Genomic DNA, 22,454 nt, shown 5'->3' on the forward strand with positions numbered 1-22,454 from the left:
GTAGCCTTCCATCGACAGGATTTGTGAGCGTGCTATCCAGTTTTAATATATATTATAACACAGCTTGTTAGCTAACTGTGGTAAAAACCCGATGGCTACGTCTCTCGGTATTTGTGTGTCAACCATACATCTCCGCAGAATGTTTACACCGTTTGAAGCTGAACTATTAGACGGAAGGAGAGTCACACGCTCCCCTTCCCCCCTAATGACTGACGGCCCGACATCACTTGGACACTGTCCGAGCTGTGGCCGCGACATATCTGCGGCGTGGAAACTCATCGAATACGAGCAGGTGGACGGAGATACGGGCGTCTTCGCAGAGTGTCCAAATTGTGATGAAGCGGTGAAACCACAGTACGCAGGTGCCACCTTTACTGCCGTACGCAGGGGTATTCTGATTCAAACGCCAGAATATCTTAGCTGCGCGTCTTAGATATACGTCTAAGATGTGTGGCTTAGGCGCAAAGCTGAATTAACGCCGAGTGATCCGGTCTCCTGTCTCCGGCGCAACCGGCGACCGCGCCCGGATTCGGTCAATCACCAACTGCGAAAAGTAAAGTGTGAGCCAGAAGTGAACGCGGACTACAATGCGGCGAAGAACATCGGGATGCGGTATGTCTGTCGAGGCCAACAGTCGTCTCGGCGGACGGGCAACAGTCAGCTTGCCCTGAAGTCTGGAACTGTGACGCCGAGCGGCGGATTCACCGCCCACCTGGAAGGGTTTGAGGCCAAGTTCATGGACAAGCCCCACTCCACGAGCGAACCCGTCAGGGTGAGCGAAGTAGGGTGAGGTAGTTGACTGTCGTGGGTATCCTCTTGATAGTCGGGACCGATCTGCGTATTTTCGTCCCCCTCATGGACCAGTTTCCAGACGCAACTACCGCCGTGCTAATACGATGGTGGATACTCGTCGGCAGTTCTGTAATGATGGCACTCACAATCGTACTCACGAGCGTGAGGAAATCTTAATCGGGTGACCTACTCAAAGTCACCAAACCGTGTCTGTCCAGTGGGTTCAGCGTCCGCTTCTGCGCTGGTGTCGTCGTCCCCGCTGTCGGGTTGTTGCTGGCCTTCCACCGCTGTACGGTCGTCAGGCGACGGCTCGCCAGCTGTCTCTCCCGTGCCGGACGGAATGGGTGTTTGTCCGGGTGACCTATCCAAGTCGGCTGATGTGTCGCGAGGATCGCGCGTGTCCGTCGTTGATGACTCGGACGGCGGTGGGTCCGCGTTCGCAGCCTCTCCGCCGCTGAGCTCGTCGAGTGCGACCTGAGTACCCTTGGTGGCGTCATCCTCGCTGTCTCCGTGTTTAGCCGCGATCGCTCGGGCAGCATTGTATCCTCCAGAGAAAGACGCTCGTTTCGCGATTTTTTGACGCCGAAGCTCGCGGGCTGCTACTGGCCGTTGACGCTCGTAGCGTGACCAGAACTGTTCGCGCCGTGCTTCGAAGTCAACGACCGGGCGCGGGTACGTTTCTCCAATCTGGACGCCGCACTCGTCTTGGACCGCCAGCGGAGCCTTCTCCGGCCGGTCAAGAAACTCACTAGGCAGGGCAGCAAGCTCGGGGATCCACTCCGCAATCCACTCGCCGTCAGGATCTTGATCACGGACCTGCTTCCGGGGATTGTACACGCGCTGTGACGGCTTTCCGATGAGGCCCGCTTGGCTCTGCCACTGCGTATAGTTGATCCCGACGTCGCTATCGATCAGGTGGTGGTGATACCAGTCAGCGCCGATCCACCACGGTTGGTGGAGGATATGGGTGAAAAACGAGGCGCACATGGCCCGCATGCGGAAGTTCAGCCACCCGGTCTTGCGGAGACATCGCATTGACGCGTCCACCATCGGGAACCCCGTCCGGCCTTGTTTCCATGCCGTTATGAGCGAGTCATCGTGGCGGTCCTCGTTTTGGCCTTCGAACACCGGATTGACCGCTTTCTCTGTCCAGCCGGGCCAATCGACGAGCTTCTGATTATAGTGGAGATTCCAGACGAGCCGACTCTCGAACATCTCTGCGCCTCGGCACGACGGCGCGTTCTCGTCGACATACTGGTGGGCCTGTCGGACCGAAAGCAGGCCAAAGTTCAGGTATGGAGAAAGGCCACTCGTCCCGTCGCGGGCGTCTTGGGGTGCCGAGATGTTGCCTGGGTACGAGCGGATTCGGTCTGCGAATTCGCGCAGGGTGGTCGTCGCCGCACGGTGCGTGCCCACCGGAACCTTCGTCTTCGTGGGCATGATATCGAACCGGCGGTCGACTAACGCAGGCGTGACACTGGTCTGGATCGCGACACGGACCGTGTCGTGGTCGTCCCACCCCGGCGCGTGTTGGGAGGCCGCGAGCCAGTCCGTGATCTGGGGTTGCCAGTCTGATCGCGGCCACTCCGCGTCGCGAACGAGCCCGTCACCCGAGACGAACGTCATCGCATCACCACACGCCTCCCGTGCGCGTTCATCGCGGCGCTGCCCGTAGCGGCTCGTTGGCGTCGCCATCGTCACAACGTTCCACCCTTGATCGACAAACCGAGCTAGGAGGTCGACCGGGTCGCCGTACCCGATCGTCAAGCCGGGAGGATCCGCACACTGTAGTGTGTCCGGCGGCGTCCCACCCGGATCGGATGCGGGCATCGCCGACTCCGTTGTTGCTTCGAGCTCATGTCCACCGGAGGTTGCTGACACGTGCGTCGCTGGCGCGGGTGTCGCCGCGTATAGCCGGTCGAGGCTCGCGACCGCTTCCTCAAGGAACTGAATCCGAGCATCACACGCCAATCCACTGTCTGCGTAGAAGCTCGGATCGAACACGAACAACGGACAAATGGCGTCGCTGTCTGCGATTGCCCGTGACACCGCTTCCTGGTCCTCCACGCGGAGATGTTTGCGATGCCAAATGACGGTCCCTGTTGGATTCGTCGCGTCGCTGACCGCCTCTGGCGTCGGGATGTCCGCTGTCTCTGGAGTCGACAGTTGTGTGCCCACAGTGCTGGCAGCTGAAGCCGACTGTCCCGGCTCGCCAGCGGACTCGTCCGGCATTCGTATCCTGAATACGGCCGAGCCGCGTTTCAATCCGTCGTCAGCCGTGGGAGCGACCGCACTGAGTACCGGCTCGGTTCTCGACCTACCGGACCTCTGATCGGAGCCAAACCAATCGATTCGCTGGTCGTAACGAGTATCCACGTAGCCCCGATCATATTGTCATGAGCGGTGATCTGACACGCGCTGTCGGAGTGCGGCGCACAGCCTGCGGCATCCGGCACGAGACGGTGAGGGAGTGAGCTATCTATGTCGCTCACAACCCATCTCAGTCTGGTCTCGCCCGACCGGAATGCGCTGCTCGATGTCGTCGAGGGAGCCGAAGCAGCGTTTCTTGAGTACGGACTCGCACCGGATATCGGTGGCGTCCAAGCTATCGCGGGCGCACCAGCGACGTCGGACGGCACAATCCGTGCGACAGACGAAGACGCGCTCCCGGATCACTTCTCTTCGGAGCTCCTTGTCGAGATCGACCGCTTCGACGCTGACAGTGTCCACTATGCTGCCATTCGTGGCCTTCCAGTGGTCGAACGAGTCGTCCGCGAGGAGGTCCAGGGCCGATCGGCCGTGGTGATCCAGTCGAGCAAACAGACCGGTGCCGGACCGAAATATAGAGTGTATCGATACGACGCGATTGAGGAAGCCTATGAGACGGTCTCGAAAGCCGGTGAGTGAATTGACGGCCGCCGGTCCGCTGGTACATTGAATCGACCACCGGGACCAATACAGAAATAACTCTACACTGATATTATCGCGGATTCTTCTCCACCGTCTCTAATTACAGACTCCCTAGGAGCGACGCTTGGGACTTGAAAAGCGGCGTCAAGAGCAGTTTGGCGAACGAACAAGTGCTCGAAGCTATCGAAACGGTTTATATAATAGATACTGATATTTAGTCACACGATGGCTCCCGACACGCAGGTGAACCCTGTTACTATCGTGGGAGTGTTGATCCTCATCACAACCGCGGTCATGAGTGTACTCGCAGCCGTTGATCTAGAAGTACTCGCTCTTCAAGCGTCGGTTCCGGCAGTCATCGGGATCGGTTTAGTTGCCTATGGGTGGTCCTGCGCAGACAGTGTTGTCGCGGCGAAACACCGGACGGTGCTGAAGTGGACTGTTACAGGGTTGCTGGCGTTTGTGATTCTTGGATTTTGGTTTGGGGAGATGGCATCGCGAGCAAATACGTCGATTTCACTCTCGATCGCCGGCTCGTTAACTGTCGGTGCCGCACTCGGCACAGTCATCGGCGTGTACGCAACTCGGATTAACCAGACAAACGAACAGCTGGCAGAGACCGTTGCTGAACTTGAGCAGGCAAACAATCGCCTTGCGATGAAGAACGAACAGCTGGATCAGTTCGTCGATGTGGCCAGTCATGACCTCCGAAACCCAGTGAACGTCGCGAAGGGACGAATTGAGCTTGCCCGTGCGGATTCCGACAGCGAGCATCTTGAAACGGCGGACGCTGCGCTCGAACGGATGACTGCGCTCATCACCGATCTCGTGTCGTTAACGAAAGCCGGCGACCAGATTGACGAGGTTTCGGCGGTGACTCTCGACGCGGTGAGCCAGTCGGCGTGGGACAGTGTCGAAACGAAGGACGCATCGCTAGACGTCGAAACAGAGTTGGAGATTTCTGCCGACGAGAGTCGCTTCCAACAGGTTTTGGAGAACCTATTCCGCAACTCGATTGAGCACGGTGGCGACGACGTGACGGTCCGGGTTGGAGCGCTCTCGAACGGCTTCTACGTCGAAGACACCGGCGTTGGTATTCCAGACGACCTTCGCGGGCAGGTGTTTGAAGATGGCGTCACCACCGGCGGTACGGGTGCGGGCCTTGGGCTCACAATCATCAAGCAGATTGCTACTGCTCACGGCTGGGCGATTGAGGTTGCGGAAAGCGCCGAGGATGGCGCTCGCTTCGAGTTCACTGGCGTTGAGTTCCCAGACAAATGGATGGACGGCTCGTCGTGACCCACTTGATGAGGTCTGGCTGGTGAGACAGCGCCTTGGCAGCGTCAACATCAACCGCTGTCTCCAATCTGTTAATCAACGTCGTTCCCACCGTGATCGCAATAGACTACATCCCTGAATTTGGTAGACTGCGTAATGACTCGCCGTCTGTACGGGGGCCTGCTCGGGATGGTTTTCGTCGTCAATTTTGAGTGTCGTCTTTGCGCCGCTCGTTGAACCGCTTCAACAGGGAGCGGTAGCGCGAAGTCCCCTTCCTCAAGGAGCGACCGAAGCGTAGCGAAGGGAGCGAGTAGGGAGGGGAGGAGCGCGTTCGTATTGGTCGCAAACACCAGCATATAAATAGCCCACCGATCGCGTTGAATACGCGGCAGATGACTACGTGCGTCGGACGGCAATCACTCGTCTTGAGGTAACGGATGAGCAACGCGGCCTCCTCGAAGACACCATCTCCGAGTGGAAGCGTGGTTGCCAAATCGCCACCGACATGGCGTGGGGCAAGTGTAACACCAAGAGCGACGTACAACCCCTCGCCTACGACGACGTGCGCGAACACACCGACCTCGGGAGTCAGCACGCGATTCTCGCCACCCACCAAGCCGCACAAGCTATCTTTCTACGAGGAGAGAATCCCGGCGTTTACGCCGGGAGTGAATCCGACAACGTTGACCCAATCCCTCACGGACGGTAGGTTGGATATNCTATCTTTCTACGAGGAGAGAATCCCGGCGTTTACGCCGGGAGTGAATCCGACAACGTTGACCCAATCCCTCACGGACGGTAGGTTGGATATTCCACGCACATCCACACCATTAACTTAGTTTGTCTACATAGTCTATGTATGGCGATTAAGGCCACACGTACCTACGTTGGTTCCATCCAGAACCACCAACAGGTCTGTGATGGTCTTGATTCGCTCGGAGACTCCGCCTCGAAAATCTGGAACGTCGCACGATGGACAACCGACCGGATCTGGGACGCAACCGGTGAGATCCCGAACGGTAGTGTGCTGAAATCGTANTCGAAAATCTGGAACGTCGCACGATGGACAACCGACCGGATCTGGGACGCAACCGGTGAGATCCCGAACGGTAGTGTGCTGAAATCGTATATGAAAACCCGGTCGTGCTGGAAAGACTTGAACGCACAATCCAGTCAGAAAGTTATTGAAGAACTTTCTGACGCTTTCCAGTCGTGGTTCGACTTACGGTACAACTCCAGTGAGGCGAATCCGCCCGGCTACCGCAAACACGGTGACACCCGACCACGCAGTACGGTCACGTTCAAAGAAGACGGGTTCAAACACGACCCCCAGAACAACCGCGTCCGACTCTCGAAAGGCTCGAATCTGAAAGAACACTTCTCGGACTTCCTGCTTTGCGAGTACCAGACTCGGCCAGACGTTGACCTCTCGGAGGTCAACAGCGTACAGAACGTTCGTGCCGTCTGGAACGGTGACGAATGGGAACTTCACTTCGTCTGTAAGGTCGGGATCGAATCTGCCGACCCACCNCCTCGGAATTACAAATATCGCCACGGTCGCGTTCCCGGACGAATACGTGTTGTACCCCGGCAACTCGCTCAAAGAAGACAAACACTACTTCACCAGAGCCGAGTACGACACCGAGGGGGAGAACGGCCCGTCAGAGAAGTCGATGTGGGCGCGTCGGAAACTCTCTGATCGTGAGACACACTACTACCACGTCCTGACCGACGCCATCATTACAGAGTGTGTCAAACGCGGTGTTGGCACGCTCGCGGTGAGTTGGCCCGAAGACGTCCGAGAGTCAGACTGGGGCAAGACCGGGAACAAGAAACTACACTCGTGGGCGTTCGACCGCATCTCCCAGTACCTCGAATACAAAGGCGAGATGCGCGGTGTTGCGGTGCTGAAAGAGAACGAGTGGGACACCTCGAGAACGTGTTCACGGTGTGGAGACGACGCGAAATCGAACCGTGTCGAGCGTGGCCTGTACGTCTGCTCGTCNGAGTGGGACACCTCGAGAACGTGTTCACGGTGTGGAGACGACGCGAAATCGAACCGTGTCGAGCGTGGCCTGTACGTCTGCTCGTCGTGCGAGTTGGTAGCCAACGCGGATTGTAACGGGGCGGAGAATATGCGTCAGAAGATAACTCCGAGTCCTCACGGCGAGGATAGGAGTACCGGCTGTGTGGCACAGCCATCGACACACCTGTTCGACCGCGAGAGCGGGAGATTTCACACGAGAGAACAAGTCGTGTCGTAGACCAGCAAATATCCCACCTGCGGCACGGGAAGCCTCGCCGTTTATGACGAGGAGGATGTCACTGCTCGTTAATCATGGAGCGGGCAGCGGACTGGATATTTTCTGCCGTCTTTGATCCGATCTGATATACGTCGGTCAACTCTTCCTGAGACGCTTGTGTAATATCATACGGGGTTTGATACCCAGACTCAGCAAGAAAGTACGCCTGTTGCCCGGTAACAACATCGATATCAGCGACACTTGGCCCGTACAGTACTCGGAGCTTTGGGAGCGCTTCGGAGGCTGGGACACCTGAAGCCGCAAGTGACGAGAGAGCAGGGTCAAATACTGATTCTGAAACTCCAGTCTGGTCACGAAGCCGCTCAGCGGCAGGTTTCGCTCTCCCAACGAGTTCACGAGCTCCCTCGATAGCCACACCAGTAATTCCTTCGGAGATTCCGTTAATATCGGAAAGATACCCAGGTCGAGAGTCCGCCAGCTCTTCGAGAGACGCCACGCCCGCCTCCGCGAATTTGCCCGCCCTCTGTGGTCCAATACCTTGAATGCGCTCTAGTTCAGAGAGAATTTCTGCTTTAGACCGCTCCGGTTTTTCTGACTCTGTGACCTTTCCCTCCGGATTCGAAGCTTGGGGAACCGGGCTCGTATTTTCACTAGGTTTCAGTGAATCCGGAAGAGAGGGAAGATCGACGATTTGGAGGTCATCCGAAGAGACGTCATCAGCGATCGGGGAATTTTCCAGAGCGGATTGGACGCGTTTACCGTTTCGTTCAGCGATGTTGGACTCGGTAACGTACGAGACTAGTGCCGATCGCTCGCGAGAACTGAGCATCCCGCTGGATGGGAGATCACCAATAACAGCATCCACGTCGCGTTGGTTCGGAAACCACGCGTCCCCCATGGCTACGAAGAACGGAACGAATGGCTCAGGAACGGTGTCTCGTTCAGTGAGCCCCAACTTGTCCGTAAGCACGACAACGGCCCTATCATCTAGTGACAATTGGTACCGCCCACCGGGGAGAGAGATCTCCAGTTTTAATCGATCGACCGAATCGCGAATCAGCCTCGTCGGTTGGCGCATGTTACTCCGTTTTCCTCACACATGATAAGGATTCGACTAGAAGAAAAGCAGACATGTTCTGTGTAGTAGCTAGATAACTAAAGGACCCAATGCCATATGACAACTGATAGATCGTCACCAAATTCTGACAATGAAGAGCTTATTGAGATATTCGGGAAGGTAGCAGCCTAATCCGTGCGGTATCTGTTACTTGGCTAGGGGATCGAATTCTTCAGTATGGACGCTAATACACCTCTTCTCCGAGTAAACGCTTCCCAGAGTTGAACCGGTTCTCAAATTTCTGCTAAGGCAAATGGGTATACTGGCCCACTGCCGGCGTCACGGAGCATAAACGCCGCTCCAGTAAATGTCCAGCGTGAGTCGACAATGTCGTTAACAACTAACACTGGACCTGCCCGAACACTACCAGCAGCGGTCATAGTACCCTCAACGTTCCACCGCTTCTGATACGAGTTGGCCAACTCTTTTCGAGGTTGTACCGACTTGGTTTGCTCCAATGCCTCGATGTAGGGTAGATCCAAGTTCGCTGCTATCTGCTGGGCAAGATCTGCGATCTGACCGGTTTTATCCCAAATAGGAACTGAGGTTACCCACGCCGGCGCGGGTGACGGACTCCACTCACCATACAGTTATACAGCAGCTGAGATGAGATCGGCGTGATACTGGCCAGTACCTCGTTGTTCTCTTACACGTGTTCCCCAACCAGGGTCATCTAGTGTCGCCAGCACAAGGCCATGTTCCATGTTCCGGTCATCATCGATCACAGAGCGCCCGCCATCTTGCTTTGGCAGGTAGTATCGCGACGATATCTCACCAGTTGATGCGCCCTTATAATGATCAACCGCTACATCGACCAGTTCACCCTTTTCGATAGTCGATGGAACAAACCCACCAACACAATTGGCACGCTGTCCGCAGTCCCTCTCAAGTGATCCGTCTAACTCATTATCGATGAACCGAGTGAGACACGTATCAGTCGCTGCAAACTCTTGGATTCGCTCTAATTCTTCCCACCGGTGCTGTGTAACTGACTCAATACGATCGTGATCGTAAGGCCAGTCTTTGGTGGTCCGCTCATACCCGTTTTCTCCTTTGTAGATCGCATTCTCAACCCGCAGGATGTTGAGACAAGTATCCGCAGCGCCCCACCCAATGTTGACGTGTTTAAGAAGTTCGTATTTATGGAGTTGGGTGTTGCTGGCTTCGAGTATCTCAAGCACTTCTTGGAAGGCTTCTGGTTCGGGGAAGGCTTGTTCAATAAAGTACTCAGCCACCTCGTCATCGCTTTCGCCACTCAGCATAACTGCCTTCGCGTCATCGAGCGCACGCCCAGCTCGCCCAATCTCCTGATAGTATCGGATGAGGTTCGGCGGCCGTTGGAAGTGGATCACCCAGCCTAAATCGGGTTTGTTGAACCCCATCTCGAGTGCGTTTGTGGCGACGAGCCCGTCAACCTCATTCTCCATCAACTGGGATTCAAGCTCCCGACGGCGATCTCCGTCAAGACGGCCATAATATGGCTCGACGCCGTGACCAAACTGTTGGAGCCACTCAGCGACAAGGTCGACTTCATCAGTCGTCAGGCAGTAAATGATCCCAGAACCATCGAAGGAAGCAACATTCTCAGCAAGCCAAGCAAGCCGCTCAGCCTTTGAGTCCATCTCAATGGTTTGAATTCGGAGTGAATCTCGAACCAACTCTCCGCGGATCGCATCAAGATCTGGCACCTGTGTTGTGATGTCGTCAACGACGCGATCGTTTGCAGTGGCCGTCGTTGCTGCCACCGGAATATGTCCCGGTAACTCATTGAGGATACGGCGAATCCGACGGTAGTCAGGCCGGAAATCATGGCCCCAGTCTGAGATACAGTGAGCCTCGTCAACGACAAGCAGTCCAAACTCCTCGTTCATCTCTAAGAGAACTTCCTGTTGGAACTGTGAATTTGCGAGTCGCTCTGGCGAGATGAGGAGGACGTCACAGTCACCTTCGACGATGGCGGTCTTTGCCTCGTCCCATTCATCGGTGTTGTTGGAGTTAATAGTCCACGCGGAGAGCCCAAGCTGATCTTCTGCGTCTTGGACTTGGTTGTGCATCAATGACAACAATGGGCTGATGATGAGTGTCGGGCCAGCCCCCTGTGCTCGGCGGAGTTTGGTGGCAGTGAAGTAGACCGTACTTTTACCCCACCCAGTCCGCTGGACTAGTAACAACCGATCGTTGTCATTGACAAGTCGATCAATCGCCTCCCACTGTTGTGGACGAAACTCCGCATCGGCACCGATGCTTCGTTCCAGTAGTTTCTGTGCTCGGGCTTTCGGTACCCGTCCTGTATCGCCTGAGTTGGCGTGATCAGCAACACCCTCTCCATCTGGGTGGGCAGTCGACTCAGCTACTGGTGTGTCAGGGTTCGGTTTGGACTGGATGGTGGGGTCTTCGGACTGTGTTGGATCCCCTGTGGTCTTACCGTCAGATTCAGGCGTAGACTGTGTCTCGCTAGGGTCACCAACAGCAACCGTCTGGCCCTGTGTCGACGTGTCACTTGATTCGGTCCAGTCATCAACAGCTTCACCAAGAGACACTGCCATGCTGTCGCCAACGTACTGGGCTTCAGTGAGTGACTCAACAGACGCAGCGGTGACGTCAGCTGGTGTTTCAAATCCCTCCACACTCAGCATATGATAGTATTTGATTGAGTAGCCGCCGTCTTGAAGAGCTTCAGCTAGTCGTGCTGGCTCGAACCACTCAATGAGTGATCCGACAGCTTCCTTTGACAACACTCCGGCAGGTGCGAGGTTACCATACGCTGTAGCAACCTCGCTACGGGGGACATCCAGACCATCTACAAGGTTCGCCAGTAGTGTTCCATTGGTCTCGGATGCTTCATTGGCGACTGCCCAGACACGTCGACAGGTTCGTTCTCTAAGTTGTGTCGAGCCAATCAGAGTGGGCAGCGACGCTGATACAATATCGTTTACGTGCTCATAGCCAGCATCAGAGAGTTTCCCAGCAAGCGTGGGACCGACGCCAGCAAGGTCTGTCACATCTACTCCTTGTTCTGTCAAGTTGTCAGCTTCTGCTGTCTCAGAAGTGTGATCAAGCATCGCTGTACGGAACTCGGAGGAGTTCTGATACCCGACAGCCGACCACGAATGAGCAGAATCAGTTTCATTGGTCATGTGGCGGATTACTTGACTCAGCGTATCTTCGTATTCACAACTAGAAACGGGGCACGAGAACGACTTTGCCATTGGTATCTCTACTAGCAAGTATATGTCTCATGACTTATCATTCTCGCCCAAAAGCAAAGATCGAGCATCCAATAGACCACGAAATATTTCGCTTATCGAACTGGTGTCCGGCTGAACAGATCCTACCACCTACGTTTTTCTAGAAGACTCGTTGTTGAGTTACACATGGATTCAGACCGAGCCCGTGGAATCCTCTTCGGGTTGGCCTGCGGGGATGCGCTTGGTCGACCAGTTGAGTTCTCGTCGGGAGCCACAATTGCGTCTGACCACGGCCAACTTGACGAGATGGTCGGCCACGGCACATGGAATCAACCGGCAGGAACGGTCACGGATGATACCGAACAGGCTCTCTGTATTGCCCGCAGCCTTGTCGAACAGCGAACATTCGACCCAGCAGATATCGCGTCTCGGTTCGTTGATTGGTACGATACTAACCCATTCGACATCGGCCGAATGACTCTAAAATCGCTGAGTCGGCTCAAACATGGTGACGACTGGAGCGAAGCCGGCCAACACGTCTGGGAGGATAGCCCAGAGGGCCAAAACGCAGGCAACGGGAGTGTGATGCGGTGTTCACCGCTCGCAATACCATACGCAACTAACTGGGAGCAACTGGTCAGGGTGAGTCGACAATCCTCATACATCACGCACGCAGATCCACGGTGTACCTACGGGTGTGCCGTATTGAATCTCACACTTGCCGGTCTCCTTGTAGACACGGACACGCCGCTTCGAGATGCGCTCCGTTACGTCGACGCAGATGCCCCTGACGAATTGATTACCGCGCTTGATGCGCTGACAGGTAATGAAACGCCCGGCCGACTAGAGACATCAGGCTACGTTATCCATTCACTCCAGACAGCACTCCACGACGGATTGGAGGCTACAGACGCTGAAGAAGCAATCATCACCGCGGTTAACCGAGGAGGAGATACTGACACGATTGGGGCGATTACAGGAGCCATCGCAGGAGCCCGGTTTGGGGCATCTCAGCTCCCTGACCGGTGGCTTTCAGGCATTGATGAAGTAAACGAGCTTGAATCACTAGCAGTGAAACTAGAAGAAACGGCTCTGTTGAATTCCTCAGGAAATGACACATTCTGACCTGGATGTGGTCAATACAGGCAAAGGAGTGACTGACGGACAGAATACAGACATATTTATCATTATTCTGTATCTATTTTCATTATGACCGTTAATGAAACTCTTTCTGCCGTGGGAAACTCGGAGGTCTCGTTGCTAAACGCAGTTTCAATCATTATTGCTACTGCCCCGTTTGGATACCTATTCGGGTTTTATTCACAGTTCATATCGTTTCCTCAGAGACGCTCGCTGTGTGGCTAACGACTGTCACGTTCGCCGTTCTGGGCTTAATCGTCTGGTCGGTTCGGTCTTGAGTCAGACTGCTCAGTTCGCACTCTTCAGCGATCAGTTGTTTCAGGAAGAACCTATCTGAAGAAGAGGATTTCAACAGAGCCGAAGAAACAGAATTGTGACGCCTTCTTCGCCGCAAACGGTGAGGAGAGTGCCACTACGACACAATCGATACAGACCAGAGACTCGGGGCCAAATCAATAAGAAACAGGACTGAAACTAGAGAAAATCGTCTAATCCGGTGTCCACTAAGTCGGCCGTATCCTCCTCAAGCTCATGATCTAAGTCTCTGGTATCAGGGACGTTGAACGAGATCGTCGGCTGTTCGTCCTGTACTTCTTCTAGTACTGCTTCGACCTCACTGTGGAACGCTGATTCAGGAGTCGTGCCGGTCACGGTACACCATGCACGTGACCGCGTCAAGGCTACGAAGAGCTCATTCCGCCGGTGTAACTCGGATCCACGCCACGTTTCCTCCATGGTTGAATCAGCACCCATGACGTATATCGAAGCTGCTTCATTCCCTTTTGCTCGGTTGATTCCGGACAACGTCACCTCTCCAGGCCGCTCAAACTCTTTATCATCATTAGCTGTTGATGAGTTCCTATCTGGCCACACGGCGTTCAATTCGATATCAAACGCATTGAGTGAATGCGCCAGTTCTGATTCAACGAACTCCCGATTACTTTTTCCGCATCTCCGCTGACCGCTTAGTGGGATTACGAGTAGATCTTCGGGATCTAATCCTTTCTCGAAGATGTCCTTACGGATCTGCTCAGCGACCCATTCGATTTCATCTGCTTTGGAGGCGAACGATTGGTGTGTGAGATGCTTCTCAGGCGGGTAGTTGTCTTGGAGCGGATGTGGGGAGTTCTCCGGTGGTCTCGTTAGTATCGCTTCACTTCCGGTTTTACGGAAGTCCCCGTCAATGTCGTAGCCAAGGTTTTCCCAGCCATCTTGCCGCGTGATCATCTGGACCGGGCCATCGTCCCGCTTGAGTCCCATCCCCAGTGCGTGAGCACTCATAAGGAGAGGGCGAGGGGAGCGGTAGGCCTTCCGCATAATGTAGGTCTTCTGTGGACCGTTCTTATATGTCCCACTCAGATCTAACAGAACGTTACCGTCATCGTTGCTTCCGAACAGATTCTTTGGACTTGGTGCCTCCAAACTTCCGAGGTCTTGTGCCTCATCGTAAGCCCAAATAAGCCGATTATCGTCTGTGAGCGACTCTAGACACATGTTGAGGAACTTGGGACCGAAGTCTTGAGCTTCATCAACCAGAATCGCATCCCAGAGATTCGGAAGATGTTCTTTCGGTGCGTCGAGAACTTCCTGTGAGACTGCCTCAAGTTTATCTTCAACCTCTGGAAACGCCGACTTTGCATCTGGATAGGTTCGATAATCAACGCCCTCAACATTATTGACGACGCGATAGTAGACTCCATCTCCAGTTTGGACACCACCCCAGCCGTGGATGATATCGATCTCTGCGTCAGCCTCCGCAAGCTGTTCGCCACTAAACTGCTCATAATACCGCTCTGTGAGAGACGTAATGTGGTCGTAGAGACTCTTTGTGTTGAAAGTCAGCGCAATCCGGGGAGTTTCTACATCAGGTGCCCACTCATCTGGGTCACTGAGCATCCGCGCTGCTTTCATTGCGACAAGTACCGTTTTTCCTGATCCAGCGATGCCTCGAATCTGTTGTGGGCCAGGCGGAATCCGGAGGCCGATCTCTTGCTGTCGCATATCCAATTCGCGGATCCCAGTGGTCACCACGTCGTAATGCTCTCCCCGTGTAGTGGGGTCATCAGGTGGAGATCCGTGTGAACCGCTAATCGGCTGGCCACAGCTGAGGACAGCCCGAGCAGCATCGTACTGGTCTTCGCTCAACGGATCGAAGTTTGGGAGTTGATCAAGCCGTCCGCGGAGGGTTTGGGCACCCAACTCATCACCGGTAATTACTCTTGGGGCAGCTGGCCCGGTGAATCCCCGCTCTTCCCATTCGGACCGGTCAATGTTTGGAAGAGCGACAATTGGCGTCATCGAGACAACGCACTGTCCGGCTGACCGGAGTTGTGACTCCCGCTGAAAATATGACTGGAGATGGTATCCTTGATCTCGTGCCTGCTCAAGTGGGCTCGCAGTTTTTTGAGTTACTCCATCCAGAATCCACGTATCTCCTTCAATTCGATCTATCTGGTCTATCGTGAATCCTTTACATTCTAGAATAACCAGCCCCATATTCTCATGTAGCAGTACGAAATCCGGCTTACGATCGAACCGATTCCCACCCTTCTGAATGATGGGATATTGATGGTAGAGGACTCCATTCTCATCCTTATCAAACGCTCGTTTGAGCCGATTCCAGAATTTGAGTTCTGCTTCGCCGCCAGGATCGGACTCAGAGACCGAAGAGGCAGACAGGTATTCCATGTGTGCCAACATTATACGACATTTGATATATCTGACGAACTCCAGGATGGCGTTCCGCTACTTTTGATTGGAATTTCTAGCCCTAACTAGGTACACACTGATTTCACCCTCCAATTGCTCAATTGGAATCTAATATATCGGAATTTGTAAACAATAATTCGAGGATACATTTAGCGTTTATCTTAGGTGAGGATCCTACTACTTCGCTCCTTTCAAAAAATATACTATGCGTGATCTACACCAGTACTGTACCGGCTAAACAGATTGAAAATCCTCGGTTAACTATGGAACTTGAGCACGCATCTTCTTGGGACGAATACCAGCGCACACTCGAATCGAAGCAGAATAGCACATTATTTTCGTTGCTTCCAGGCGCGCTCAAAACCACGATTTACGGAGACCTTGTTACCGAGATAGAACAAGCAGATGAGCGGAGAACGCAAGCCGAACAGCGGTTCGAAGAGCAAAAAACAGAAGTTCGCACTTTGCTGTCGGATCTTGACAAGGATATTCGTTCATGTCGACATCGGGGCGAACCACTCCCTTCAGAAGTACGACAGCAGGTACCAGACATCCGAGATACCCGTGTACAAGTGAGTGGACTGCTGGAGGATTACACACAATATCTTACAACTGCTGAGCAGTCTACATTACGTCAGTTACAGGACACTCTGGAGAAACGGGTTGAGTACCTCCAATCGAAAGAACAGTTCGATGACGGGACCGCTGAAGTTCAGGAGATTTTGGCCGACATTGAAACTGACGTCGAAGCAGTCTACGATTCGGATGCTCTATTGCCGGCTGATGACAAAGACGCCATGTTGAAGCGGATTGATCGCGCTAATCAATCACTGGTGGCTGTCGAACCAGACTCACCTGAGACACCACTTACCGAGCCTGATCTTCAGGTTGTTGAGGATTTATCTGAGCAACTTGTGTCTTTGCGCGAACAGATTGAGGTGTACAACTCGAAGTACGTCGCAAAAAGATATGAAACAGTGTATGACAGAGCGGTACGCCTTTACAAAAAATCAAACGAGAATCTAGCAGCCTCACAAACACAAGGTGCTTCGCTGCCCACCTCGGGAGAAGAACTTCTCGAACGCGTAGACACCATACTCGGAGCCCTTGATGAGTTCCGACAGCCGGACGCAAAAGATGAGTTGACCAGCGATCAGCTAGATAACATCACTTCTGTTCGGTCACGGCTTCAAGATCAGCGCGAGTTCATTCGCTCGAAACACGTATTTGACTCGCAGATTGGGCATCTGGACACGCCTGTTTCGGACGTAGAGTCCGAAGTAGCAGAGCCAACATCACGTGGTTCCTACATAACGACTCCTGAAAGAGAGTCAATTAATTCGACGGTGGAGAATATCAAGACATCCATTGCTGAATTTCAGGATGGAATTACGGTAGACGTGCTCGCAGAAAGCGATCGGCAACGGCTAAACAATCTCAAAAGGCGGGTGGTTGGATTGGAAGACCAAGTCGACCACGTTAACGAGCAGTTCGTGGATCGTAAGCGGAGCCAGTACCAAGACATGTTCAGTGGATTCGGTGAAGAGGATCTCGCCCTCAACTCAGAACAGGAACTTGCGGTGTACCGAAATGACGTTCACAATCAAGTAATCGCTGGAGCCGGAACCGGAAAGACATTCTCGCTGTCTTGTCGAGTCAAGTATCTCGTTGAAGAGGGTATTTCTGAGGACGATATTCTCACCCTGACGTTCACGCGGAAGGCAGCTGACGAGATGGAAGAGCGATTGGACGACATGTTCGATATTACAGGTGTCGAAACATCCACCCTCCACTCGTTCGGAAACAGGACACTCAATGAAGTCGACCCGACTCTCGTACAGATTGAAGACCAGAGTCGGCTACGCGAAGCAGGGCAGCTTATCCGTACACTACGGGCTGATAACCCTGAATTCCGATCGCATTTTGAGTCGTTCCTCAATATCTACGCCGAAGAGAATCTCAGTGACGACCGCGACACTCGGGCAGACTTTGTCGATTCACTACGATATAAATCCGATACGACACTCCGAGGTGAAGAGGTTGAGTCGCAGTTCGACGAAGAACAGGAGGTCCACACCAGCATTGCCGACTGGCTATTCAAGCACCAACTTGACTATCGGTATCGCCAGTACGCAGCGTGGGCAGGGAATCCGGGTAACGAAGCGTACATCCCTGACTTCACACTACCTGGGCAGAATATCTGTATCGAGTACATTCCATCCTCGTCGACTCGCCGTCGCAAGCGTTGGTACGAACAAAAACCAACGGCTGCCGAGATTGCGGCCATCTTTGAAGATACTGAAAGGACGTGTATAGTAATCGATGGTGATGAGATCACGCCGAAACAGGTTACTCACTATCTTGCTGAGCAGTTGTCAGCGCGCGGCATCGAGATGGAAGAGACGCTCCAAGGGACGGAACTTCAGGATGCGGTCTATGAACATAACATCCTAGAACGGGAGGTTGAGTCCCACTTCGCTGAGTTTGTCAAGAAAGCGAAAACGAATCAGCGAGACCCTCGAGAGTATCTTGAGACGCTTGACGAGGAGGCGGACCCCGAACTGTACCATTTCAGTCACGCTGCGACGCGAGTCCTTGAAGCGTACAACGAGCAGTACGAGAAGTATAACGCGTACGACTTCGTGGACATGATCGTGATGGCGACCTCGGCGATCGAAAGCGACGAAGCCGGTGACATGGCCGAGTTTAAACACGTCATGGTTGACGAGTTCCAAGACTTGAATCTCGTCCAAGTTGAGTTCATTCAGGCTCTTCTTGACCAACATAAGGACGCCAGACTGTTCGCGGTCGGCGACGACTGGCAGAGCATCTACGGGTTCAAGGGAGCACGCCCAGACTACTTCATTGACTTTGAGCAGCACTTCCCATACGACACGAAGACTGAACTCGAAACCAACTACCGGTGCCCACCAAGTGTTGTTCAAGCTGGCAATACCCTAATTCAGAATAACGACGCTAAGACCGCTAAGACCGTCAAAGCAAACAAGTCACTCGAAACGACGCCTCAAGTTCATCTTGTACCGGGATCTAATGATTTTCAGTACAAGCGGAACGCAATTAACAAGCTGGTCCAACTCGTGACCAAATCACTTCACACCAATCCAGACCGTGAGCCTTCGGATATCATGGTTCTCGCCCGCAACGAGGAGGGCTCACCGTTCATTCGCGATGTAACAAGAGAGCTCCAGAAACGCGACATCGAGGTTGGTGGTAGCTCCGGCGTTGAAGTGACCACTGCTCACCAATCAAAAGGGAAAGAAGCCGAACACGTCGTTATTGCGAATGTAGCTTGTGAGATGAACGATGGCTTCCCTCCTACAGGGGGTGACCGGAATCTTACCGCGCTGGTCGAAGTGAACACCGGTTCCCACTTCGATGAAGAGCGGCGCTTATTCTACGTAGCGCTCACCCGAGCCGAAAAGCGACTTGATATTCAGTCTCGAACTGGACAACAGTCTCCCTTCTTAGGCGAAATTCAAGACCACACCGACCTAAATTCGAGTGGTATTGACTGTACTGTTCACCGCACAACGGTCACTGTTACAGTCGCTGACGAGCGGGAAGCCGAACCATATTGGGAAACTCGTCAGGTCGGTGAGGTCGTAATCGACGGCGAGCACTCGCTCAACTTCGCTATTGATGATGACGCCACAAACCAACCGCTCCTTGACGCTGGGACAGCGTATCGGTTAGAAGGCGTGCGGGTCGGCGAGTACGACGGGCAACCACAACTCCAGATCGATCAAGAAACAACCATCACGTCTCAACCGTAGCGAAAGTCTCTAATCTCATATCGGTCGGCAACTCATTCGTACGCGTATATGCTAGAAAGCAAATTTTTAATTATTTTGCCCTCCAAATGTAAAATTCTGGCTCTGTTGAAATCCTCTTCTTCAGATGTATTCCCGCCTGAAACAGCTGGTCGATGAGAACTGCGTACTGAGCGATGACCCGCTATCGATCAAAGGTAGTTGTCTTATCTGTGAAGAACGCAGGCATCTAATAATGTCAAACGGGAGTAAGCCCAGTGGAAGTGAACGACTCGCTCAGGTGTTAGGAGAGGTGGATATGGACGAATTAGAGGAGGCTATCAAAGCCAGGATGGAGACCACCAAGAAGGCGGGCGGTTTCCACGAATCCGTTGACGGACCGGACGACGAAACGAAATACATCCTTCATAAAGACGGACTTCCGTCGGACCGATACCACGAACTCGCACGAACGATTACGGAAGCAGTTCTGGACGTAAATCCTCGGAAAGTAGCCACAGCCGGAGTTCAAGGGATAGATGAATTTCTCCGGAATCGGAATGAAGAGGCCGTCAAGACGCTCCTAGAAAGTGAAATCTCGTACGTCGAGAGCGAGTACAATGATGGAACGATTGAGGGGCGATGCGCTGCGACCCCAGATGTAGTCGAAGCCGTACTTTCGTTGTATATTCCTGGTCTGACACACGCATACTTCTTAGATAGCGAAGGTGAGGCGATTGCGGCACGCTTTGACGACACCTTACAGTATTATTGGTTGTCCGAACGCACATATCGACAGCTTGGCGAACGGTTAAATCCTGATCTGTTCTCGGCAGTCATGACTCAGAAAGAGTTGGAACAGATAATAGAAAGAGAACGTCAGGATAGGTAGATCACCAGTGTTGATCGGAACCGGTAGAAATCGTCAGTTTCTAACGATTTCAACAGAGCCAAATTCACCTGAAACAGTCGGTCGATGAATTCTCTGTATTGACCGTTATCGGTATGGAACATGTCGACTGCTAAGGATTTCAGCCGAGCCGGGCATTACATTAATATGAACAACAGATAACTAATCTCACGTGACGGTGCGAATCGTCCTTGGCGAAGACTGGACCACTGTGAGGCGAAGGGCATCTGCGAGCAGCTGAGCCTCGTCGATGTCCAGCCGCTCGTCGAGGTGCGAGATTGGGAGAACGATGCCGATCTTGCGCGGACGTTGGTCCACGAGTACGCACACCTGCTCCAAATCGATGTCGACGACGACACCGAGCGGGCGAAATGCGAAGTTGAGGCCGAGGCGGTCGCGTGCGTCGTCGTGCGCTACTGCGGGCTCGACACTAGCGGGTCCGCGTTCTACCTCGCTGGGTAGAAGTCGGACGATCCCGATGTCATTCGCGAGCGCCTTGGACAGATTAGCCGAACAGCAGAGGAGCTCAGCGACGTGCTCGAAGAGCCGCCTGCTCGCTAAATCGGTTAACCAACAGATTGTGGGCTTTCGGCCATCTGATGATTGAAATTGTTCCAGTCACAGACAAGGACTTTCAGAGGATAATGGGGTGTTGCGATCTTCTAGTGGTTGTCAGAGATAGTTGTGACTGTGTTAAATTAGAGATTATGGATCGAAAGACGACCCCAATACGGTACTCTGAGGAACAAACACGACGCGTCGAGTTCCGGTCACCAATGAAGCCTCCGGCGAATGCCTGAGTCGGTCAATCCCAACGTATATTACTGGAGAATACAACCTGGGTATTGTGCAACTCACCGATGATCAGTTCAGACAGTATCAACATGGAGGAGATGTTGTCACCGGTGGGTTGGAATCAAACCTGAAGGCCGGGTGGATAACGTCTCACATTCGCGTGCCGATGGGACCTGTGGGTGTTCTCCTCCAGCAGTTCCTGGTCCCATACGCCACCAGCAATCGATTCCCGAGGTGTGTCTGAAATGGCGTTCACCCGCCTCTATGAGCAGCTCTCAGGCATGGGGCCAGCGTGGCTCCCGGGTGCCATCGCAGCCGGTCCGGCCACGATTAGCGCGCTCGTGGCCGCTGGTGTCGGCTACGGATACGACCTCCTGTGGGTTGTGGTACTGTCTGCGCCAGCAGGGTTCGTCGCGTTGCTTTTGGCCGCCCGGCTCGGGACAGCTACTGAGCGGGGAATCGTCCGAAGCGTCGAGGACCGCCTCGGCAAGTGGTGGGCGTGGCTGCTCGTTGTTGACACCGTAATCGTCGCCGGTGTGGCCCAGTTGCTGATCATGAAAGGGCTCGCGGACGTGTCGGCCTCACTGTTCGGCCTAGTTCCGCCGGTCTGGGGTGTGTTCTGGGCAGTCGTACTTGTGGTCGGACTCGCAGGCGGTGGGTACCGAGTCGCGGAAATCGGGGCAAAAGTTGTGGTCTCGGCCGTCGTACTCGTGTTCGTCGCGACACTCGTGGTTGTCCCGCCGGACCCGGCCGCCGCCGCGGCAGGGCTGGTGCCCACAACGCCGCCGGGCGCGGCAGTCACCGTCGCAGGTGTGCTCGGAGGCGCCGTCCACATTACGCTCGTCACAATGTACACGTACACGATGCGGGCCCGGGAGTGGGGTAGCGACGACTACGGGCTGGCGCGATTCGACGCTGGCGCATCGATGCTGGTCGCGTTCGGGCTGTACAGCCTATCCATCTTTCTGGTTGTGGCCGGGGCGCTGGGCGGCCGAGATGTCGCCCCACAGGCCGCCGCGGCCGCGGCAGCGCTGGTGCCTGTAGCGGGGAGCGCGGCCGTGACGTTGTTCCTCGTCGGCATTCTCGGCGCTGCCGTTTCTACGCTCGGCGGCAACACGGTGGTCCCGCCATTCTTGCTCGCGGACAAGCTGGGATGGGGAACCACCATCGATGATGGCCGGTACCGGGCGCTGTTGGCCGGGACGGCGCTGGTTTCGGCCGCGGGCGCGTTCGTCGGCGGGAGCTTCATTCCATTGCTCGTTCAGGCGTTGGCACTCGGACTTGTGGGAACACCCTTCGTCCTCGCACTCGTTTTGTATCTCCTGTACGACGTACCTGGTGGGCCTCCCTCACGACTCCTGACCGGCTCGGGCGTCATCTTACTAGGTGTGACAAGTGTAACGGCGGCCAACGCCGTCCGGGACACTGCGGCGACCCTGACCGACGGGCTCGCCCCAATTCCCGCGTTCGTCACCCTGTTCGCAGTCGTGCTGGGTCTCGCGACGCTCGCACTACTCGCGCTGCTCGTGCGTGAGTGGGCAGCCGGGTGGCGACGCGCCGACCGCACGCCCGGGTGATCCG

General features: G+C 54.4%; 12 protein-coding genes and 4 pseudogenes. 12 read left to right on the top strand and 4 right to left on the bottom strand.

Annotated elements, in window-relative coordinates; genetic code table 11:
- Positions 1–205 precede the first annotated feature (205 nt).
- Positions 206–433: a DUF7837 family putative zinc-binding protein gene (locus C464_RS20085; RefSeq protein ID WP_080510467.1), complete on the top strand. Its 228-nt coding sequence runs from the start codon at positions 206–208 to the stop codon at positions 431–433.
- Positions 434–508: 75 nt separating this feature from the next.
- Positions 509–776: pseudogene (locus tag C464_RS19930) on the top strand (zinc ribbon domain-containing protein); the annotation flags it as partial.
- A gap of 202 nt (positions 777–978) precedes the next feature.
- On the opposite strand, the gene C464_RS15620 reads toward C464_RS19930, so the two are convergent.
- Positions 979–3,024 carry a cryptochrome/deoxyribodipyrimidine photo-lyase family protein gene (locus C464_RS15620; protein ID WP_080510468.1) on the bottom strand — a complete coding sequence of 682 codons (2,046 nt, stop codon included), beginning with the start codon at positions 3,022–3,024 and terminating at the stop codon, positions 979–981.
- Positions 3,025–3,273: 249 nt separating this feature from the next.
- Between C464_RS15620 and C464_RS15625 the strand changes: the two genes are divergently transcribed.
- The 4 genes and pseudogenes from C464_RS15625 to C464_RS15635 all read left to right on the top strand — a co-directional run bounded on the left by C464_RS15625 (position 3,274) and on the right by C464_RS15635 (position 7,244).
- Positions 3,274–3,699: a hypothetical protein gene (locus C464_RS15625; protein ID WP_006114733.1), complete on the top strand. Its 426-nt coding sequence runs from the start codon at positions 3,274–3,276 to the stop codon at positions 3,697–3,699.
- A gap of 228 nt (positions 3,700–3,927) precedes the next feature.
- Positions 3,928–5,001 carry a sensor histidine kinase gene (locus tag C464_RS15630; protein WP_006114734.1) on the top strand — a complete coding sequence of 358 codons (1,074 nt, stop codon included), beginning with the start codon at positions 3,928–3,930 and terminating at the stop codon, positions 4,999–5,001.
- A 379-nt stretch (positions 5,002–5,380) separates the two neighbouring features.
- Positions 5,381–5,611, top strand: a pseudogene (locus C464_RS19710) (RNA-guided endonuclease InsQ/TnpB family protein); the annotation flags it as partial.
- A gap of 228 nt (positions 5,612–5,839) precedes the next feature.
- Positions 5,840–7,244: pseudogene (locus C464_RS15635) on the top strand (RNA-guided endonuclease TnpB family protein).
- Positions 7,245–7,302: 58 nt separating this feature from the next.
- Here C464_RS15635 and C464_RS17695 read toward each other — a convergent pair.
- Both C464_RS17695 and C464_RS15645 read right to left on the bottom strand, forming a co-directional pair.
- Positions 7,303–8,322 (bottom strand): helix-hairpin-helix domain-containing protein, encoded by a 1,020-nt coding sequence (locus C464_RS17695; RefSeq protein WP_080510469.1) that lies wholly within the window; start codon positions 8,320–8,322, stop codon positions 7,303–7,305.
- 629 nt (positions 8,323–8,951) lie between these two features.
- On the bottom strand, positions 8,952–11,498 hold the full coding sequence (locus C464_RS15645) for a RecQ family ATP-dependent DNA helicase (RefSeq protein ID WP_161781682.1): 2,547 nt from the start codon (positions 11,496–11,498) through the stop codon (positions 8,952–8,954).
- A gap of 237 nt (positions 11,499–11,735) precedes the next feature.
- Between C464_RS15645 and C464_RS17700 the strand changes: the two genes are divergently transcribed.
- Positions 11,736–12,674 (top strand): ADP-ribosylglycohydrolase family protein, encoded by a 939-nt coding sequence (locus C464_RS17700; RefSeq protein WP_006114738.1) that lies wholly within the window; start codon positions 11,736–11,738, stop codon positions 12,672–12,674.
- 489 nt (positions 12,675–13,163) lie between these two features.
- Here C464_RS17700 and C464_RS15650 read toward each other — a convergent pair whose 3' ends face one another.
- Positions 13,164–15,377 carry a DEAD/DEAH box helicase gene (locus C464_RS15650; RefSeq protein WP_006114739.1) on the bottom strand — a complete coding sequence of 738 codons (2,214 nt, stop codon included), beginning with the start codon at positions 15,375–15,377 and terminating at the stop codon, positions 13,164–13,166.
- 284 nt (positions 15,378–15,661) lie between these two features.
- Between C464_RS15650 and C464_RS15655 the strand changes: the two genes are divergently transcribed.
- From C464_RS15655 to C464_RS15665, 5 genes and pseudogenes are all read left to right on the top strand, one after another.
- Positions 15,662–19,192: a UvrD-helicase domain-containing protein gene (locus C464_RS15655; RefSeq protein WP_049911260.1), complete on the top strand. Its 3,531-nt coding sequence runs from the start codon at positions 15,662–15,664 to the stop codon at positions 19,190–19,192.
- A 232-nt stretch (positions 19,193–19,424) separates the two neighbouring features.
- Positions 19,425–20,060, top strand: coding sequence for a hypothetical protein (locus C464_RS17705; RefSeq protein ID WP_080510470.1), 636 nt, complete (start codon positions 19,425–19,427; stop codon positions 20,058–20,060).
- 190 nt (positions 20,061–20,250) lie between these two features.
- Positions 20,251–20,639 (top strand): annotated as a pseudogene (locus tag C464_RS15660) (DUF955 domain-containing protein); the annotation flags it as partial.
- Positions 20,640–20,925: 286 nt separating this feature from the next.
- Positions 20,926–21,117, top strand: coding sequence for a hypothetical protein (locus C464_RS18645; RefSeq protein WP_152420969.1), 192 nt, complete (start codon positions 20,926–20,928; stop codon positions 21,115–21,117).
- Between the two features lies 1 nt (position 21,118).
- On the top strand, positions 21,119–22,450 hold the full coding sequence (locus C464_RS15665) for an NRAMP family divalent metal transporter (protein WP_006114742.1): 1,332 nt from the start codon (positions 21,119–21,121) through the stop codon (positions 22,448–22,450).
- Positions 22,451–22,454: the final 4 nt, after the last annotated feature.

Source organism: Halorubrum coriense DSM 10284, from assembly GCF_000337035.1.
Taxonomy (GTDB): Archaea; Halobacteriota; Halobacteria; order Halobacteriales; family Haloferacaceae; genus Halorubrum; species Halorubrum coriense.

Excerpts from the sequence above, each read along its gene's own strand:
- C464_RS20085 (WP_080510467.1), top strand. The coding sequence starts at position 206 with ATGACTGACGGCCCGACATCACTTGGACACTGTCCGAGCTGTGGCCGC.
- C464_RS15620 (WP_080510468.1), bottom strand. The coding sequence starts at position 3,024 with ATGCCGGACGAGTCCGCTGGCGAGCCGGGACAGTCGGCTTCAGCTGCC.
- C464_RS15625 (WP_006114733.1), top strand. The coding sequence starts at position 3,274 with ATGTCGCTCACAACCCATCTCAGTCTGGTCTCGCCCGACCGGAATGCG.
- C464_RS15630 (WP_006114734.1), top strand. The coding sequence starts at position 3,928 with ATGGCTCCCGACACGCAGGTGAACCCTGTTACTATCGTGGGAGTGTTG.
- C464_RS17695 (WP_080510469.1), bottom strand. The coding sequence starts at position 8,322 with ATGCGCCAACCGACGAGGCTGATTCGCGATTCGGTCGATCGATTAAAA.
- C464_RS15645 (WP_161781682.1), bottom strand. The coding sequence starts at position 11,498 with ATGACCAATGAAACTGATTCTGCTCATTCGTGGTCGGCTGTCGGGTAT.
- C464_RS17700 (WP_006114738.1), top strand. The coding sequence starts at position 11,736 with ATGGATTCAGACCGAGCCCGTGGAATCCTCTTCGGGTTGGCCTGCGGG.
- C464_RS15650 (WP_006114739.1), bottom strand. The coding sequence starts at position 15,377 with ATGGAATACCTGTCTGCCTCTTCGGTCTCTGAGTCCGATCCTGGCGGC.
- C464_RS15655 (WP_049911260.1), top strand. The coding sequence starts at position 15,662 with ATGGAACTTGAGCACGCATCTTCTTGGGACGAATACCAGCGCACACTC.
- C464_RS17705 (WP_080510470.1), top strand. The coding sequence starts at position 19,425 with ATGTCAAACGGGAGTAAGCCCAGTGGAAGTGAACGACTCGCTCAGGTG.
- C464_RS15665 (WP_006114742.1), top strand. The coding sequence starts at position 21,119 with ATGGCGTTCACCCGCCTCTATGAGCAGCTCTCAGGCATGGGGCCAGCG.